The following is a 17,285-nucleotide window of genomic DNA, read 5'->3' on the forward strand; positions in this document are numbered from 1 at the left end:
GTGCTTTTATTTGATATGCCAAACATTATGCCAAATGTATCCGCTTAATAATTTTTTAATTTTTACTAAGCACAAAAAAGCCTCATAATTCTAAGAATATGAGGCTTTTAAAAACTATTTTATTGAAATCACTTCAATTATTCGTATCTCAAAGATTCAATCGGGTCAAGTTTTGAGGCTTTGTAAGCGGGATAAAATCCAGATAAAATACCCACAAATACGCACACAACAAAGCCCATCATTATCCAAGCCCACGGAATTATGAAACTACTTTTATCGCTTATAAGCTTGGCAATCACGTTTCCAATACCAATTCCCATGATAATCCCTGCAATTCCACCTAAAATACAAATCACAATTGCTTCCATCAAGAACTGCAAACGAATCTTGAATGGAGTAGCTCCAATGGCTTTTCTGATTCCTATTTCACGAGTTCGTTCCGTAACCGAAACCATCATAATATTCATCAGAGCAATGGCTGCTCCCAAGAGCGTGATAATTCCGATTCCAAACCCACCTACTCGTAAATAGCCAGTTACCTCTTCAAAATCTTTTGCCAGTGCATCAGAACGCTCAATTTCAAACGAAGCAGATTTTCCGATTGCATCTTTCCGAACTCTACGCATGACAGCTTCGGCTTCACCAATAATGTAATCCATGTCTGAAACATTTTTTACCGAAGTTGTAATATCAAAAGTCAATTTTCTATTTCCAGCAATTTGACGACCTGTTTCAAGCGGAACAAGTGCCACACGGTCATCGCCTCCACCAGTAATGCTTCCTTTTTTCTCTAAAACACCAATTACTTTGAACCTTAAACCGAGTAATGAAATTTCTTTATCAATCGGGCTTTCCTTTGGAAATAGTGAAACGGCCAATTCATTAGCCAAAATCACTACATTATTTGTAAAATCAATGTCATTATCACTTATATTTCGGCCAGCCGTCAATTTATAACCCTTCATATCCAGGTAATCAGTGTCAATTCCACGAATCAAACTATTGGGATTTGTCTTAATCGATTTATATTTTAACTGAGCAGCACCAGTTACACTCGTAAAAATACTGACGGTTGCACCAGAGTTTTTTGCTTGAAAAAGCTGTTTATATTGCTTTGCCTCACGGTATTCGATGGGTGGAAAATCTTTGTCATTTACACCCCCACTTCTACGGCGAAACATTCGTGGGCCTTTTATATCAAAAGAGTTTGCACCAAGCCCCGCAAAACTATTATCGACCGAACTTTGCATTCCATCAATAGCTGTCAAGATTCCTACTAACGATGTGATACCAATCGCAATAATTAAAGCAGTAAGTACAGTACGAAGCATATTACCCTTGATAGAGCGTAAACCTTCGCTGACATTTTCTTTTAAATTCATGTTTTTACCTTAAATTTAGTACGTTTTGTACTTAGATTTCAATGATACAAAATTCATCAAGAGTTTTCAAAAGCACAAACGATTAAGGTAGGTGATTCAACCGCTTATCATTTTTTTAAACACATTCACTTCTTTTTCTGTTAAATGAGTTGTAATTATAGAATGTCATTCAAAAATTCATTGAGCTTCAACTAATAATCAAATAGCAATTTCGTTGATAATTGGTATAAAGATTGCTACATTTGAATACATAATTTTTATAGAAAATAATGAAGAAACTGACACTATTAGTACTGTTGACGTTTTCGTTATCATCTAATCTTTTTGCTAATCGCATTTTGATTCCGATGGATGAAACTCAACGAAATCATTTGAAAGCCTACGGGATAGCATTTTGGCTATTAAAAACTCATGGAACTGAGGTTGAATGGCTACTTAATTATAAAGGTGGGAGCTTTTTATTTACAGCTTCGCAAACTTTTATCAATGAATGTGTGATTCGTGGTGTGAGCTATGAAGTAATTTCGGAAGCAGAATCGCAATCGATTTTGAACATAATTGCGTCGAATGATGCTAACATGGATGCGGTAAAATTGAACAAAGCTCCCAAAATTGCTGTTTATTCACCAAAAACTACACAACCGTGGGATGATGCCGTTACATTAGTTCTTACTTATGCCGAAATTCCTTACGATAAAATCTTTGATGAAGAAGTTTTAGAAAACAAACTTCCTGAATACGATTGGCTCCACCTCCACCACGAAGATTTTACGGGGCAATTCGGGAAATTCTTGCGTATGCGTGGACAAGCGTGGTATCAAGAACAAAAACAAGAAGCCGAAACAATTGCTAAGAAATTTGGTTATACAAAAATACCTGATTTGAAATTAGGAGTTTCAAGAAAAATCAGAGATTTTGTGTTCGGGGGTGGTTATATGTTTGCAATGTGTAATGCAACCGATACTTTCGATATTGCTTTGGCGGCTGACGGAGTTGATATTGTAGAAGCTCCTTACGACGGTGACGGTGCAGACCCAAATGCTGAAAGTAAACTAAAATATGATAATTGTTTTGCCTTTAAAGATTTCAGGCTAATTACCAATCCTTATGAAATGGAATTTTCAAGCATTGATAATCAGCAAGAAGAACGTGGTGTAACCGAGAACAATGATTATTTTTCGCTGTTCCAATTCTCAGCAAAGTGGGACCCAATTCCGACAATGCTTACACAAAACCACGCAAATTTGATTAAAGGTTTTATGGGTCAAACTACTGCATTCAAAAAACAATACATTAGACCCGATGTAATTACGCTTGCCGAGAATCGTTCAATTGGTGAAGCTCGTTACATACATGGAACAGCAGGAAAGGGCTTTTGGACTTTTTATGGTGGCCACGACCCCGAAGATTATCAACATTACGTTGGAGAAGAACCAACCGATTTGAATCTTCATCCAAATTCTGCTGGTTATCGTTTGATTTTAAATAATGTACTTTTCCCAGCGGCAAAGAAGAAGAAATTAAAGACCTAAAAACTCCAATAAACAAGTACCCGCCTCACTTTGATTATCGAAGTGGGGCTTTTTTTTATAGCGAAGCTCAGCAATAGCGTCAGGTTTGAAACCTTACCAACGTTACGAGGAACCAACTCTAATTTGAATCTTCATCTAAAAATGCCTGATTATCGTTATCCCAAATAATGTACTTTTCCTTACAATAAAGGAAAAGAAATTACCGTCTTAACAACTGAAAAAAGTCTAAGCCTAATTATCTCCGTAATTGAAGTGGAGCTTTTTTCCAAAGTATCCAACTACAAAGTTGACAAGGGTTGAAACCTTATAGGGATTAAAGAAACTAAACTCTATAAACATAAAAGAAGCCCTACTCAAAATTTGAATAGGGCTTCTCTCATATACTTTTATTTTTTAATTACACTTACCTTCGCCACCTTCGGTGCAACAACGGTTATAGTTTTTACTTAAAGCTTTGTATTGTTTTTCTGTAAGAGTAACATAAATTTTATTGTAATCCCCAAGACTAACATCTTGTTTTGTGAAATTATAAGTCATTTTCACAGGAACATTGATATTTTGGTCAGCAGGAGCAACACCATCTTTGGTACAAACTCTTAAGATTTTAGAAACATCGCTACCACCAGAAGTTGTAAATTCATAAGCAGATTTTACAGGAACTTGGAAACTTCCAAGACAAAGATATTTTTCTGGAGTTTCACCTTTGTCCAATTTACCTGTTTTCTTATAAACACCAATGATAGTCACGTCATTTGTGGCACTTTTTACGCTACCATCTTTGATTTCCGTTTTGCCAAAGAAATTAATTTTTTGGTCAGCACATTTCGGGTCGCTACCACCAAAGGTGCTTGAAGCTGTTTCGGTTGCTGTACTTGAGCTTACTTTCTTAGCCGCAACTTCTAAATTTGGAGTTGATGTTGAAGTTACATTTACTGCTTTATATGCTTTGCTCAAAGCCTTGAATTGGTCATCTGTTACATTTAAATATAATTTTTCACCATCACCAACCAAAACATCATTCTTAGTAATTTTATAATTTAAGTTTAGCGGTAATGATAGATTCATTGGTGCTGGAGCAGAATTTACATCCGTACAAACCTCAACAGTTTTAGAATACTGAGCTTCTCCTTTCACATTAAAATCATAAGTCGAGCGAACTGAAACTGGATATGAACCTAAAAGTAAACCTTTTGTGCTACCAGAAGTTGAGTTGACAGCCACAATTTCCATTGTTTTACTGGTTGTCATCACATCACCACTACTTACTTGTCCTGTACCAGTAATATTGATTGTTTGTGTTTTACAAAAATTTACGATAGGAGTCTTCTCACAACATCCTTGGCTATTACAAGTATAGCCTTCTGGGCATGGGCAAGGGCTAACTGGGCAATTAGGTGCTGGTGGATAGAAAGCATTTCCACATTTTTTCATGATATAAAGGAAACAATCACCGCCTTTAGCATAAACTTTGAAAGTTGGGAAAGCATTTCCTAATGTTGACCATGCGTATTTGTGTCCACGAGAATATGCACCCATCCAACCGATTGTTCCAGCAGGAAGAGTTTCTGGAATTAAACTTTTACTTGTAAAAGCTGGGTCATTGAAGCCAGTATAACCTAATGCTTGTAACAAGTCATCAATTTCAGCTCTACTATTTTTGGTATTCTTTTTATAAACAGACTTTAAATGATTATAAGCAGATACACCCGTATGCTTAGGAATTTCACCAAATTGTGGACTTGTACCAAGTACCTTTAATACGACGGGTGATTTATCCGATGCTGCTTTAAAGATTGAGTAGGGAAGTAAATTACATTTTGAATTAAGTTGCTGAGCAAACCCTACAAAAGGTAAAAGTATTGCTAAAGTTAGCACGGAAATTAGTTTAGACTTCATTTTGGTTAATTGTTAAGATTTCTGTTTGAAAAATGCTCCAATCAGGTTCTAAATTAAGTTTACAGAAATAGTATATATTAAAATTTTGTGCCAATTTATGAAAAAAATACCTTTTGGCAAGCTAAAATCTCATAAAATTATTGTTTGAGCCTATAAAATCAAAAAAAAATACCTGTAAACTATTAGACTTGTTTATGATTATAAAGTTACTTGCAAATCAAATAAAATCATAATTTTAATGGAAACTAATAAAGCCGCTAATTGCAACTTTTCTAAAATAATACTATCTCTTTACAAACGAAATTTATTACTTTACCGTTTTGAAAGGGCAAGTACACGATAATTAGCTTATATTTCATCTTTATTATATAAATTATTCATTCAAACTCATGAAAATCAATAAAATATTGCTGGTTTGTGCTTTAGCCATTTTTCAACAAATAGCGGCTCAAACACCCACAACATCAAAGTATGACCACCGTGATGCCTTTAATCCGCTCTTTAACTTCATGCCAGGAACAGCGTATCGTAGTGGGACAGGTGCACCAGGACCAATGTATTGGCAAAATAAGGCCGATTATAAAATCAATATCAAACTCGACGAAGAAGCGAATACTTTGTCAGGAGATGTTGAGATAACTTATAAAAATAATAGTCCCGACAAATTACCATTTTTATGGCTTCAACTTGACCAAAACCAATTTAATAATGAATCAAGAGGGGGAAAAACCACTACAATTGCAGGTGGACGTTTCGGAAATACAGGTTTCGATGGTGGCTATACTGTTCAGTTCGTAAGTGTAGAAAAAACTTCTCAAACTGGGAAAAAAGTCTTTACCCGTTCCGTCTATGCCGAACATTTGACTGATGATACCCGAATGCAAATTCGTTTGTCAGAACCCATGCTAACTAACGAAGAGGTAAAAATCAAAATTTCGTATTCTTTTAAAATTCCACGTTATGGCTCCGACCGCATGGGAAAACAAGAGACCCAAGAGGGAATTATCTACGAAGTAGCTCAGTGGTATCCAAGGATGGCGGTGTATGATGATGTAGAAGGATGGAATACCTTACCGTATCTGGGTGCAGGAGAGTTCTATTTAGAATATGGAGATTTTGAATATAATATAACAGTTCCGTATAATCATATTGTAGTTGGTTCAGGAGAATTAATGAATCCGAATGAAGTATTGACAACCGAGCAAATCAGACGCTTAAATGAAGCAAAAAATAGTGATAAAACTGTAATCATCAGAAGTGCCGAAGAAGTTACTGATGCAAAGTCACGTCCACGCACAAACGGAACACTTACTTGGAAATTTAAATGTAAACAAGCCCGTGATATAGCTTGGGCAAGTTCAAAAGCATATATTTGGGATGCTTGTAAAATTAACCTTCCAAGTGGCAAAACATCTTTAGCACAATCGGTTTACCCAAAAGAAAGCAATGGAAATGATGCTTGGGGACGTTCGTCGGAATATGTAAAGGGTTGTATTGAGTTTTATTCAAAATATGTTTACGAATACAGCTACCCAAGTGCCGTAAATGTGGCTGGAGTTGTTGGAGGAATGGAGTATCCAGGGATCGTTTTCTGTGATTACAGAGACAAAACCGAAAGCCTCTGGGGCGTAACCGACCATGAATTCGGGCATAACTGGTTCCCTATGATTGTGGGAAGTAATGAGCGTAAATATGCATGGATGGATGAAGGTTTCAATACTTTTATTAATAGTCTTTCAACCAAAAACTTTAATAATGGTGAATATTACAGTCCAGAAAATGTTCGACAAATGACTCCCTATTATTATGACCGTGACCCGATTGCAAATATTCCTGATGTAATTCAAGATAATAATTTGGGAATTGCGGCTTACATGAAACCAGGCTATGGCCTTACGATGCTTCGTGAATTAATTTTAGGTGAAAAACGTTTCGATTATGCTTTTAAAGAATACGTTAATCGTTGGGCTTTCAAGCACCCTACTCCTCTTGATTTCTTCCGAACAATGGAAGATGCTGCAGGTGAAGATTTAGGTTGGTTTTGGAAAGGTTGGTACTTGAATGATTGGAAAATTGACCAAGCAGTAAAAGACGTAACTTATGTGCAGCAAGATGCCACTAAGGGTTCAGTGATTACGATTGAGAATTTGGAAAAAATGCCAATGCCAGTCACGCTCGAAATCAAAGAAACTAACGGCACAAAAAAACGTGTGCAGTTACCTTTTGAAATATGGCAGCGTGGCAGTACATGGAGTTTCAGACATGATTCAAAATCAGCTATTGAATCAATCATAATTGACCCTGACAATAAATTGCCAGATGTCAATATACGAAACAATCAATGGAAGCCTTCTAAACTTGCAACTCCTCAACCAAATTAAGGTACTGAAATCGTAACTTTCGAGCGATGGCAAATACCCCCAAGTGGCGGATTGAATTTGGAAACATTAACCGTAACAGCCTCAACATGAGGAAATTGCGATTTAATAGCTTCAATGATTTTATAAGCAATGTGTTCCAGTAGCCGATGTTTTTCATTCATAACATCGGCTACAATTTTATATACATCTTCATAATTTACAGTCAATTTCAATTTATCTTCTTGTGCAGCACGGCTCAAATCGGCCGTAATTGCAATATCAATTGAAAATTTACTACCAATTTTTTGTTCTTCATCATAATACCCATGATAAGCAAAAAACTCAAGACCTTCGAGCGAGATAATTCCCATAAAATATTTAATGATTGATAGTTGGAGATTAATTTTTTACCAACAGTACAGTTTTTAACAAAAATGAAACAAAAAAAGGTTCAAGCAATTACTTGAACCTTCTCAGTAAATATCTACCAATTATAAATTATCAAAAAATGAACTGTTTGAAGTACTCTCATTTTTTGAAATTATATCATTTAAGGTTGGTAATGGAGTGTTATCCTTCACAGGAACATCATTTTTTTCAACCATTGCTTTTCTGATAGCCGCCTTTACTTTATTTACTTTTTCAAGCATTTCTTCAGTAATCGAATCAAGATTATTCTCAACTGGGGCAGCCGTAAATGATGAAATATTCTCTTTGACTTCTTCTACAATTGGAGCAACAGCCACTGGCTTCTCTACAACAATTGGCTCAGGTGCAGCAATTATTTCATCTATAGCTGAAACAACTTCGACAGGTGCAGGTGTTTGTATTTCGGAATTAACATCAGCTACTTCCTCAACCTCATCTTTCTTAGGTTCACGTCCACCAACTAAATAGAATTTCAATGCTTCCAAGTCATTCCAACGGCCCTCGGCAGCAAGTTTGGCTTGTTGCGTCCAAGTACTTGGGTCGTGGCGGGCAAATTGTGGTCCAGCTTGCTCTAAAATTTCTTGGATTTTATAAACAGGTGTCGTGGCTAAATCACGAAAAGTAAAGATTCCAGAATCGTAAAGCAACATCGCTATTTTTGGACCAATACCTTCTATTATTTCTAATTCATCAGCTTTTGGAGTATTGTTTTTACTTATATATTCTTGTTCAACGACTGCTTGAGGTTCTACATAACTATTGACCGATGAAGATAAGATTGTGGTGGTCACAACCTGCTCCTCGATAGGCTCTTCCATCGTTTCAGTCAATGGTTCTGGCTCAATTATCGGTAATTCTGCTACTGCTTCCTCGATTATTTCTTCAATTGAATCTACTTCTGCAACTGTTTCTTCTATTGGAGTTACTTGATCAATTACTGGATCTGTAATTTCAAGGGTTTCCGGTATAATACTTGGGATATCCGCAACTACCTCTTCTTCAACTAATGCTTCAAGTTTAATGTTTTCAATCTCATTAACTTTGACTTCCTCAATTGGTGCAACTATTTCCTTAACTACTGTTTCATTAACTTCGGTGAGCATCGACGTAGCCTCTTTAAACTTCGCTTCAACTCCCTCTTTATCAAATTTATCTTCAAAGCGTTGTACGTGTTCGAGAGTTGCCGTCGAAAGGCTACGCATCTGCACCAAAAGATTAGTTTTGTAGTGGTCCATCGCACGGAAATCTCTTTCTAATACTTTTACATCACCCAAAACCTCATCTTTAATATACCTCGCTCTATCCTCCGCTTGTCTAACTATACCATTAGCTTTTTGTTGAGCATCCATCAACAACTTTTCACCCTGTAATTTTGCCTCTTGAAGATGCTTATCAGCCTGTTGATTTGCCTGTTCAGTAATCATTGTGCTGGTATCTTCGGCAGTTTTTAAGGTTTTGAAAAGCGTCATTTCAATTTCTCGCAACTTATTTGCTTCTTTTTCAGCTATTTCGAGTTGCATTCTGAGCATTTTGCTTTCATTAAGCACACGCTCCCATTCTTGGGAAAGATTAGTTAAAAAACTGTCGACTTCTTCGATATTATAGCCTCTAAAAGTTTTTTCGAATTCATGTTGGCGTATTTCGAGGGGGGTAATCTTCATTGTTAAAAATGTTTTAGGGAATTCTGAAACGTTTTCTGATGGCGGAGCAATAGATTTTTGCTCTTTTTGATTGCTGAAATACTCAAAAAGATATTTTCAATCAAAAATTTGTTAAATATAAGTTAATCAGCAAAAGTAACAAAAAAAGTATGTTTAATATTAAAAATTTAATACATTTATTCAAAAACGATGCCATTCCATCATTTCAAAAGGCCAGTTTCCAAACCGAAATGGTACGATCATCACTGGCTGATACAAGCTGATTGTCGTATTGAGTCCAAAGTAATTTATTAACCGATGTGCCATGTCCTGCGTGTCTGGCACGGTCGATTACCTTTAATAATTTAAAACTTTCAGCATCCCAAATCTTCAATGATTTGTCCATACTACAAGTGGCAAAATACTTATAGTCAGGGCTATAATCAATATTATTAATAGCAAAAGTATGAGCTACAATTTCTTTTTCTAAGAGATAACTTTTTTCAACATCCCAAATTTTCAGACGAGCATCTCGACTTCCTGAAAGCAAATATTTGAAATCTGGTGAATATTTTAGGGCAAAAACTGAATTTTGGTGAGCTTCAATAACTTTTTTGAGCTGAAAAGTCTGCAAATCAAAAATCTTGATGGTATTATCACTAAATCCTGCTGCAAACTCTCTCTCAACAGGATTAATTGATAAACATCGAACACTCATTTCGGACGCTTTTATTTGCTTAACAAAGTTTAATGTATCGGTTTCAATAATAGATATAACGCCATCACCACCCGCAATGTACGCTAAGTTTTTATAAATCTTAATATCGAAATAATTAGTTGCTGCTAATTTTAACGAATGAATCTCTTGTTTGGTATCAATATCTATGACATGAATACCTTCAAAGTTTTCGACAATCCAGAGATGATTTTCGTTGGGTCGATATGCCATTGCATAAACCGAATGGGCAACTTTAGCAATCATTTCACCTACATCTGGCTTCTGCAAATTCCATCTGACGATAAATCCATCGCCCGCTGCCGAAAAAAAACGATGAGCCTCATCAGATTTTTCTAAGGTATATACACAATCTCGATGCCCCGTAAAGGTGTCTATTTTTTCAACTTTTATCATAATCATTCTCACATATCTATTATTGAACTTTATGAATGATAAACGTCGAAGTTTAACATAAAATCAACAAAAGACTATATTTTCTTAGGAAATCGGCAAAATTTCAAGGAATTATCAAACAAAATACTATTTTTGCTCACAAAATTAATTCATTAATACGTCATTCATACACATTCTCATGAATTTTTCGGCCGAAACAGAAAAAACAGCAGTCTTTGAAGCAGTTGAAAAAGTAATCACTGATTTAGGATTCAACATTGACAAACAAGACCAAAGCCGTCCGTGGGGTGGCTTTTTTGTACTTGACGAGTCGCAAGCACCTCAGTTCATCGAAACTTATTTTCCACATTTATCGGTAAATGACTTTGGAATTGGACGTAAACTTAGCCCGAAAATCTTGGTGGTTGCTCCGCAAAAACGTCTTTCGTGGCAGTACCATTTCCGTAGAGCTGAAATTTGGAAAGTTGTGGGTGGAACAGCGGGAGTTGTGACCAGCGAAACTGATGAAGAGAACGAACTCCAAACGTTACCGCTTGGCACAATTATTAACTTAAAACAAGGCGAAAGACATCGCTTGATTGGTCTTGATGGCTGGGGAATTATTGCCGAAATTTGGCAACATACCGACCCAGAAAATCCATCAGACGAAGATGATATTGTAAGAGTACAAGATGATTTTGGTAGATAAAAGAAAAACAAAGTCTTCCCTTAAAGGGAAGACTTTGTTTTTCTTACGAGTCTCCGATGATAATTGATCTGTCCAAGATGATAATTGAGATGAGAAAGTAGATGTATCAAAAAAAACTCATTGGTATCATTGCCACCATGAAATTCTGTCGTATGATTTTGAGTTAAAGTCTCGGTAGAAATGCTGGGTAAAATTTCTTGAAGTAGTATTCGGGTTGCTTCTATTTTTTCAATTAAAATAGCTTTAGGTATATTTTTATCTGAAAACTCTAATGGCCTATTTCTTACATAATCAGTACCACCCAACTGATGCCCTATGTAATGATTTAAATTTCCAATTAAGTGCAAACAAAGATTACCCGCCGAATTATTGATTTCGGATTTAACTTGCCATAAGTCATCCTCATTTTTATAAGCCTCTATTTCACTTCTCAATTTTCTTAAATCACGGTCGTAAAGTCTAATCAAGGATTCGAGCATAGTTTTGTTTTTTTTATAAAAGATACATTATTACTCAAAATCAAGCTCCATTATTACGTAATCTTTACCGTTTTTTCTGATACTCTCCGAAGCAACTTTCATTCCAAAACGTTGATAAAATTCTATAGCAGTTATTCGAGCATTACACTTCAAGGATTTAATATTTTGCTTTCTGGCTTCTCCAATTAGGTAATTAAGAAGTTTTGTGCCATACCCTTTTCCTTGATAATAATCATCAGTGGCGAATTTCCTGAATTGCCCTTCTTGACCATTAATAAATAAAGAAATAACAGAAACGAGTAGTTCCTTTTCAAATAACCCAAAGTGTAGTCCTTCATCATCATTCGGAAGGACTACAAAATCTAAAGGTTTACTTGGCCACATTACTTTGTGTCGAAGTGGCCAAGTTTCCGATGCATCTATTTCTTTTATTTCAATCATACATTATTTTCCAGCATAAGCTTGATAATATTTTTGTGCTTGTGGCATTTGCTTTTGTAAATCAGCAATGCGAGTTTCGTCGGCAGGGTGAGTTGAAAGTAGCTTTGGTGGTTTCTGAGACTTTGCTCCCGCCTCTGCCATTCTTTTCCAAAACTCTACGGCATTTTGTGGATTATAACCAGCCATAGCCATAAAAATTAAGCCTAATTTGTCTGCCTCTGATTCTTGGTTACGGCTATTTGGCAAAACATAGCCAAGCTGCGAACCAATCCCTAATACTTGAGCCGCCACTTCCATTACTTGTTGATTACCAGTAGCAACTCCTGCACCGACCGCACCAATTTGTGTTATTCCTTGAGCAGCCATTGCTTGGCTCATACGCTCACGTCCGTGGCTGGCAATTGCGTGTGCAATTTCGTGTCCCATGACTACTGCTACACCGGCTTCATCTTTGCAAATGGGCAAAATACCAGTATAAAAACAAACTTTTCCACCTGGCATACACCATGCATTTAATTCTTTGTTTTGAACCAACTTAAACTCCCATTGATAACCATCTATAACTTGGCTATAATTATTTTGAATCAAATAGTTTTCAACGGCAGTTTTGATTCTTCCGCCCACACGAGCAATCATTTCAGCATCTTTCACATTCGATGACACAACCTTTGATGTGTCCATAAAACCTTTATACTCCGTAAAACTCATTGCCATCATTTGTTCGTTAGAAACTAATCCAACAAATTGTTTACGACCAGTAAGTGGAACTCGCTGGCACGCCCAAATAATTATTACTAAACCGATTGCAGCAATCGAAGATTTAAAAAATGTTTTCATTATTTTTCTATTATTAAAATTTACTTTTACGACGATTTTTTGTTTCAAATATTACAATTTTGAACAGTTATTTTTGAGAAAACTTAAAAAATTATGCCAGATAAAGGATGCTTACAAACGATTTATTGCCTATTTTTGTAAACAGAATTGATCTACTGACGTGCAAATATTGTCAATTCATCCGAATTTTTTTTCTTCAAATTTTAGAATATTTTTCATGAAAATTATCGCTATTGGCCGAAACTACGCCGAACATATCAAAGAACTCAATAACGAACGCCCCGACGAACCCGTTATTTTTACAAAACCAGAAACGGCTATTTTGAAAGATAATGAGCCATTTTATCATCCTGATTTTTCACAAGATATTCATCACGAGGTTGAGATTATTGTAAAAATCAGCAAAATGGGAAAAAACATTGAGGAAAAATTTGCCCATAAATATTACGAAGAAATCGGAATCGGTATTGATTTTACTGCCCGTGATATACAATCAAAACTTAAAGCTAAAGGTTTACCATGGGATTTGGCTAAAGGTTTCAATGGCTCTGCTCCTATTTCTGGCTTTGTTCCAAAAGCAAAATACACTGACTTAACAAATCTCAATTTTCATTTAGATGTAAACGGGGACCTACGTCAAGAAGGAAATACATCGATGATGCTCTACCCGATTGATACCATTATTGCTTTTATCTCAAAGTATTTTACATTAAAAACTGGAGATATTATTTTTACGGGAACACCTGCGGGCGTAGCAGCAGTAAAAGTAGGCGACACGCTAACAGCCTATATTGAGGGAGAAAAAATGTTGGAATTTGAGGTAAAGTAAGTTGTTATAAACGATGGAAAATAAATAAAATATTTATACAAAAAAATCCCCCTTTAGGGGTTAGGGGTACTTATGATTATTACACGCATTCTAAGCACACTTTTGCTCGTTACATATTTAGTATCTGATACTTCTTCCAACAGGGCTTTTGCCCAGCGAAGAAAAGCAGCACAAAACAAAGAGTATCCAAAAGGCTATTTCATGTTTCCAATACAACCTGGCCAGCAAGCATCTCTATCTGGCGGTTTTGGAGATTTGCGAACCAATCACTTTCATGCAGGAATTGATATTCGTACGGGAGGTGTTGAAGGGTATCAAGTTTATGCCGCAGCAGAAGGTTACGTTTCAAAAATCAGAGTCATGCGTGGCGGTTATGGAAATGTAATTTATATCACGCACCCCAACGGCTACACCACTGTTTATGGACACTTAAAAAACTTCAATGCTCGCATAGAGCAGTATGTTCGTCAAAAAGAATATAACCAACAAGTTTGGGATATTGAGCTTTCACCTTCCCCTAAAGATTTACCTGTCAGCAAAGGTGAAATCGTGGCAATTGGTGGTAATACTGGAGCATCAGGTGGGCCGCACCTTCACTTCGAAATTCGTGATGAAGCCGAAAATGCCATCAATCCATTAAAGTTTGGTTTTTGGGAAATTCAGGATTCACAAGCACCTGTTATTGAGCGAGTTATCTTGAAAACTCTCAATGCATACTCACGTGTAAATGGCGAATTCGGCAGAGTTTCTATTGCTCCAACTCGTACTTCGAATGGTAATTATAGCATCCCCGCCGTCATTAAAGCTCATGGTACAATCGGGCTCGAACTCAATACCTATGACAGAAGTCAAACATCTCCTTTTCGTTTGGGTGTGACTGATGTTGAGGTAAAAATTGATGGTAATATAAGTTATAAACTAAGTCTTGAAAAAATGCCTTTTGATATATCAAAAGATATCAACGTACATATTGATTATGACATTGCAGAAAGCAATGGAGTAAGAATTCAAAAATGTTATGTCTCCGATGGAAATCGCCTTTCTATTTACGAAACTGACCAAAATCAAGGTAAAATTGTTATTAAAGACAAAGAGATCCATCAGATTTCGATAGAAGTGAAAGATACCTATGGCAATGCAACAACCATGAACTTCTCTATTCAAGGCGATCAACCAAATGAAGTTTTTGCGGAAGAACTGGCTCAGGAGAGTAACTTTTCTGGCAATATCTCTACTTCTATTACCGAAAATACATTGGCTATTAGAGCAAAAAATGCAAAATCACCTACCGCAGTTTTACAATACAAAGGAATTCCTACGGCTGTTCCTTTAGCTTATCGACGAGGTGCCGAGTCGGTTTATTTGCATGATTTGAACAAAGGTATTGCTGATTTTATTCAAGTAGAAAATAGCTCTGAGAGACTAAATATCAAGCAGGAAGTTTTACCACAGAAAGGACAATATTATGCTGAGCCAAATCTCAATATCGACTTTGTCGATGCTCTTTACGACACGCTTTATTTGAAAACTACCCTAAATGGCAATCGTCTTTCGATAAATACTGAGAAAATTCCGCTAAAAGATTTTATGACTATAAATTGGACTCCTTCGGGCGTGGCCATTTCTCCTAAAGCAAGTGTCTATTATGTAAACGATGGACGAAAATATTTGGGCGGAACATGGTTGGGCAATCAGATTCAGTTTAAGACCAAAGAATTAGGCGATTTTCAAGTCATTACTGACAATGAAGCACCAAGTATTCGCCCCGTAAGAATTGATTCTACTGAGTTACGTTTTACAATTTCAGACGGGCTTTCGGGCATAAAAAACTTTAATTGCTTCGTAAATGGTCGCTGGGTTCTGATGGATTATGAGTATAAGTCAAACCGAATTTGGTCAATAAAGCTTGATGAATCAGAAACATTTAATGGTGATTTGAAGTTAGAAGTAACAGATAATGTGGGTAATTTGGCAGTTTATGAAGTTAATATTAACGAATACATAGCGACCCAAAGAGCAGTAAAGAAAATTACTAAGAAATCATCTAAGAAAACCTCTAAAAGCAAGAAAAATGTCTCTAAAAGTAGGAAGTCAAGCTCCAAAAATTCAAGCAAAAAATCAAAGCGGAAACGTCGTTAATTTGTCAGATTTTCTTGGCAAAAAAGTAATACTTTATTTCTATCCAAAAGATTCAACACCAGGTTGCACGGCACAGGCTTGCAGTCTTCGAGATAATTATGAAGCACTTTTAGCTAAGGGCTACGTAGTCTTGGGTGTAAGCGTTGACGATGAAAAATCACACCAAAAATTTATTAAAAAATACGAATTACCTTTTGATTTACTGGCCGATACCGACCAAAAAATCGTAAATGATTACGGTGTTTGGGCAGAAAAATCAATGTATGGCCGAACTTACATGGGAATTGTTCGTACAACTTTCGTTATCGACGAAAAAGGTATTATCGAAGAAATCATTCAGAAAGTAGATACTAAAAACCACGCCGAACAGATTTTAGGATAATTTTATTCTGATACTTTTTTGTACAAATAATATAGATTTTAGCAAAAACCTCACGAAAGCGAGGTTTTTGTGTTTTTAAAGCAAGATGTATTCCGTACTTTTGCATAATACTAAGTAAAACATTCCTTTTTTATATTTTTTTATTACTTTTGTATTAATTGTATATTTGACACTTAATAATTATTTGTAAATGCAAACCAAAGAATTACAAGACATCGCTTCGCAAGTACGTCGAGACATCGTTAGAATGGTTCATGGCTGTCAATCAGGTCACCCAGGTGGTTCATTAGGTTGTACTGATGTGATTGTTGGACTTTATTTCCAACAAATGAAAATCAACAACCGTAAAGGTAAAGGTGGATTCCTGACTTTTAATATGGATGCCACCAACGAAGATTTATTTTTCCTTTCAAATGGTCATATCTCTCCTGTTTTTTATAGCGTTTTAGCTCACAGAGGCTATTTCGACAAAACAGAGTTGGCTACTTTCCGTAAATTAGATTCTCGTTTACAAGGTCACCCAACAACGCATGAGCATCTTCCAGGTATCCGTATTGCGTCTGGTTCACTCGGACAAGGCTTGTCAGTAGCAATTGGTGCAGCATTGGCGAAGCGTTTGAATGGCGAAAAAACAACAGTTTATTGCTTAATGGGCGATGGCGAACAACAAGAAGGACAAGTTTGGGAAGCAGCACAAGCCGCTCCACACCACAAACTTGATAACTTAGTTGGAATCATCGACTTGAACGGACAACAAATTGATGGCCCGACTGAAAAAGTAATGTCGAACCGTGATTTGAAAGCTAAATACAAGGCATTCGGTTGGAATGTTATGGAAATCAAAGACGGTAATGATATGGAGCAAGTAGTAGCGGGTTTGCGTAAAGCAAAACGTTTATTGGGCAAAGGTCAACCAGTAATGATTTTGTTGAGAACCGAAATGGGTGCTGGCGTTGACTTCATGATGGGAACTCACAAATGGCACGGTACAGCTCCAAACGACGAGCAATTGGCCGCAGCTTTGGCTCAATTGCCTGAGACTTTGGGAGATTATTAAGCCAAATCAATACAATTTTAGTTATTCAAGAAAACCTCTTCAATCAAACATTCATTATTGAT

General features: G+C 36.3%; 15 protein-coding genes. 7 read left to right on the top strand and 8 right to left on the bottom strand.

All coding sequences use genetic code 11. From position 1 onward, the window contains the following. Nucleotides 1–137: 137 nt before the first annotated feature. A complete protein-coding gene (locus tag ABR854_RS05410) occupies nt 138–1,382 on the bottom strand; it encodes an ABC transporter permease (RefSeq protein WP_350264344.1) in 1,245 nt (414 codons plus the stop codon). Between the two features lie 269 nt (nt 1,383–1,651). On the opposite strand from ABR854_RS05410, the gene ABR854_RS05415 reads away from it, so the two are divergent. Further along, complete coding sequence (locus ABR854_RS05415; RefSeq protein ID WP_350264345.1) at nt 1,652–2,914, top strand: asparagine synthetase B; 1,263 nt, start codon at nt 1,652–1,654, stop codon at nt 2,912–2,914. A gap of 393 nt (nt 2,915–3,307) precedes the next feature. On the opposite strand, the gene ABR854_RS05420 is transcribed toward ABR854_RS05415, so the two are convergent. Beyond that, the gene (locus ABR854_RS05420) at nt 3,308–4,810 is read right to left on the bottom strand and encodes a hypothetical protein (protein WP_350264346.1); all 1,503 of its coding nucleotides are present in this window, start codon (nt 4,808–4,810) and stop codon (nt 3,308–3,310) included. Nucleotides 4,811–5,199: 389 nt separating this feature from the next. Here ABR854_RS05420 and ABR854_RS05425 point away from each other — a divergent pair, with 389 nt between their 5' ends. Continuing rightward, complete coding sequence (locus tag ABR854_RS05425; protein ID WP_350264347.1) at nt 5,200–7,191, top strand: M1 family metallopeptidase; 1,992 nt, start codon at nt 5,200–5,202, stop codon at nt 7,189–7,191. On the opposite strand, the gene folB is transcribed toward ABR854_RS05425, so the two are convergent. The 3 genes from folB to ABR854_RS05440 form a co-directional block, all read right to left on the bottom strand. Further along, nucleotides 7,188–7,541, bottom strand: a complete 354-nt coding sequence (folB, locus tag ABR854_RS05430) for a dihydroneopterin aldolase (RefSeq protein ID WP_350264348.1) — start codon at nt 7,539–7,541, stop codon at nt 7,188–7,190. The genes ABR854_RS05425 and folB overlap by 4 nt on opposite strands. Before the next feature lie 120 nt (nt 7,542–7,661). Next, nucleotides 7,662–9,260 (bottom strand): DivIVA domain-containing protein, encoded by a 1,599-nt coding sequence (locus tag ABR854_RS05435; protein ID WP_350264349.1) that lies wholly within the window; start codon nt 9,258–9,260, stop codon nt 7,662–7,664. 205 nt (nt 9,261–9,465) lie between these two features. Next, nucleotides 9,466–10,371, bottom strand: a complete 906-nt coding sequence (locus ABR854_RS05440; protein WP_350264350.1) for a WD40 repeat domain-containing protein — start codon at nt 10,369–10,371, stop codon at nt 9,466–9,468. A 178-nt stretch (nt 10,372–10,549) separates the two neighbouring features. Here ABR854_RS05440 and ABR854_RS05445 point away from each other — a divergent pair, with 178 nt between their 5' ends. After that, nucleotides 10,550–11,059, top strand: a complete 510-nt coding sequence (locus tag ABR854_RS05445; protein ID WP_350264351.1) for a cupin domain-containing protein — start codon at nt 10,550–10,552, stop codon at nt 11,057–11,059. A gap of 20 nt (nt 11,060–11,079) precedes the next feature. Here the strand turns inward: ABR854_RS05445 and ABR854_RS05450 are convergent, their stop codons facing one another. Genes ABR854_RS05450 through ABR854_RS05460 form a run of 3 tightly spaced genes read right to left on the bottom strand, consistent with a single transcriptional unit; the run spans nt 11,080 to nt 12,816 of the window. Next, nucleotides 11,080–11,538 carry a DUF1572 family protein gene (locus tag ABR854_RS05450; protein ID WP_350264352.1) on the bottom strand — a complete coding sequence of 153 codons (459 nt, stop codon included), beginning with the start codon at nt 11,536–11,538 and terminating at the stop codon, nt 11,080–11,082. Nucleotides 11,539–11,568: 30 nt separating this feature from the next. After that, nucleotides 11,569–11,979, bottom strand: a complete 411-nt coding sequence (locus tag ABR854_RS05455; RefSeq protein ID WP_350264353.1) for a GNAT family N-acetyltransferase — start codon at nt 11,977–11,979, stop codon at nt 11,569–11,571. A gap of 3 nt (nt 11,980–11,982) precedes the next feature. Further along, entirely contained in the window at nt 11,983–12,816 is an 834-nt protein-coding gene (locus tag ABR854_RS05460) for a M48 family metallopeptidase (protein WP_350264354.1), read from the bottom strand. A gap of 217 nt (nt 12,817–13,033) precedes the next feature. Between ABR854_RS05460 and ABR854_RS05465 the strand changes: the two genes are divergently transcribed. From ABR854_RS05465 to ABR854_RS05480, 4 genes are all read left to right on the top strand, one after another. Next, on the top strand, nt 13,034–13,645 hold the full coding sequence (locus ABR854_RS05465) for a fumarylacetoacetate hydrolase family protein (RefSeq protein ID WP_350264355.1): 612 nt from the start codon (nt 13,034–13,036) through the stop codon (nt 13,643–13,645). 72 nt (nt 13,646–13,717) lie between these two features. After that, the gene (locus tag ABR854_RS05470) at nt 13,718–15,784 is read left to right on the top strand and encodes a M23 family metallopeptidase (RefSeq protein WP_350264356.1); all 2,067 of its coding nucleotides are present in this window, start codon (nt 13,718–13,720) and stop codon (nt 15,782–15,784) included. Next, a complete protein-coding gene (gene bcp, locus ABR854_RS05475; protein ID WP_350264357.1) occupies nt 15,717–16,166 on the top strand; it encodes a thioredoxin-dependent thiol peroxidase in 450 nt (149 codons plus the stop codon). Before ABR854_RS05470 ends, bcp begins: the two co-directional genes overlap by 68 nt. A gap of 190 nt (nt 16,167–16,356) precedes the next feature. Then, nucleotides 16,357–17,223, top strand: coding sequence for a transketolase (locus ABR854_RS05480; protein WP_350264358.1), 867 nt, complete (start codon nt 16,357–16,359; stop codon nt 17,221–17,223). The last annotated feature ends 62 nt before the right edge of the window (nt 17,224–17,285 follow it).

Origin of the sequence: Emticicia sp. W12TSBA100-4, from assembly GCF_040253585.1 — a bacterium.
Lineage (GTDB): Bacteria > Bacteroidota > Bacteroidia > Cytophagales > Spirosomataceae > Emticicia.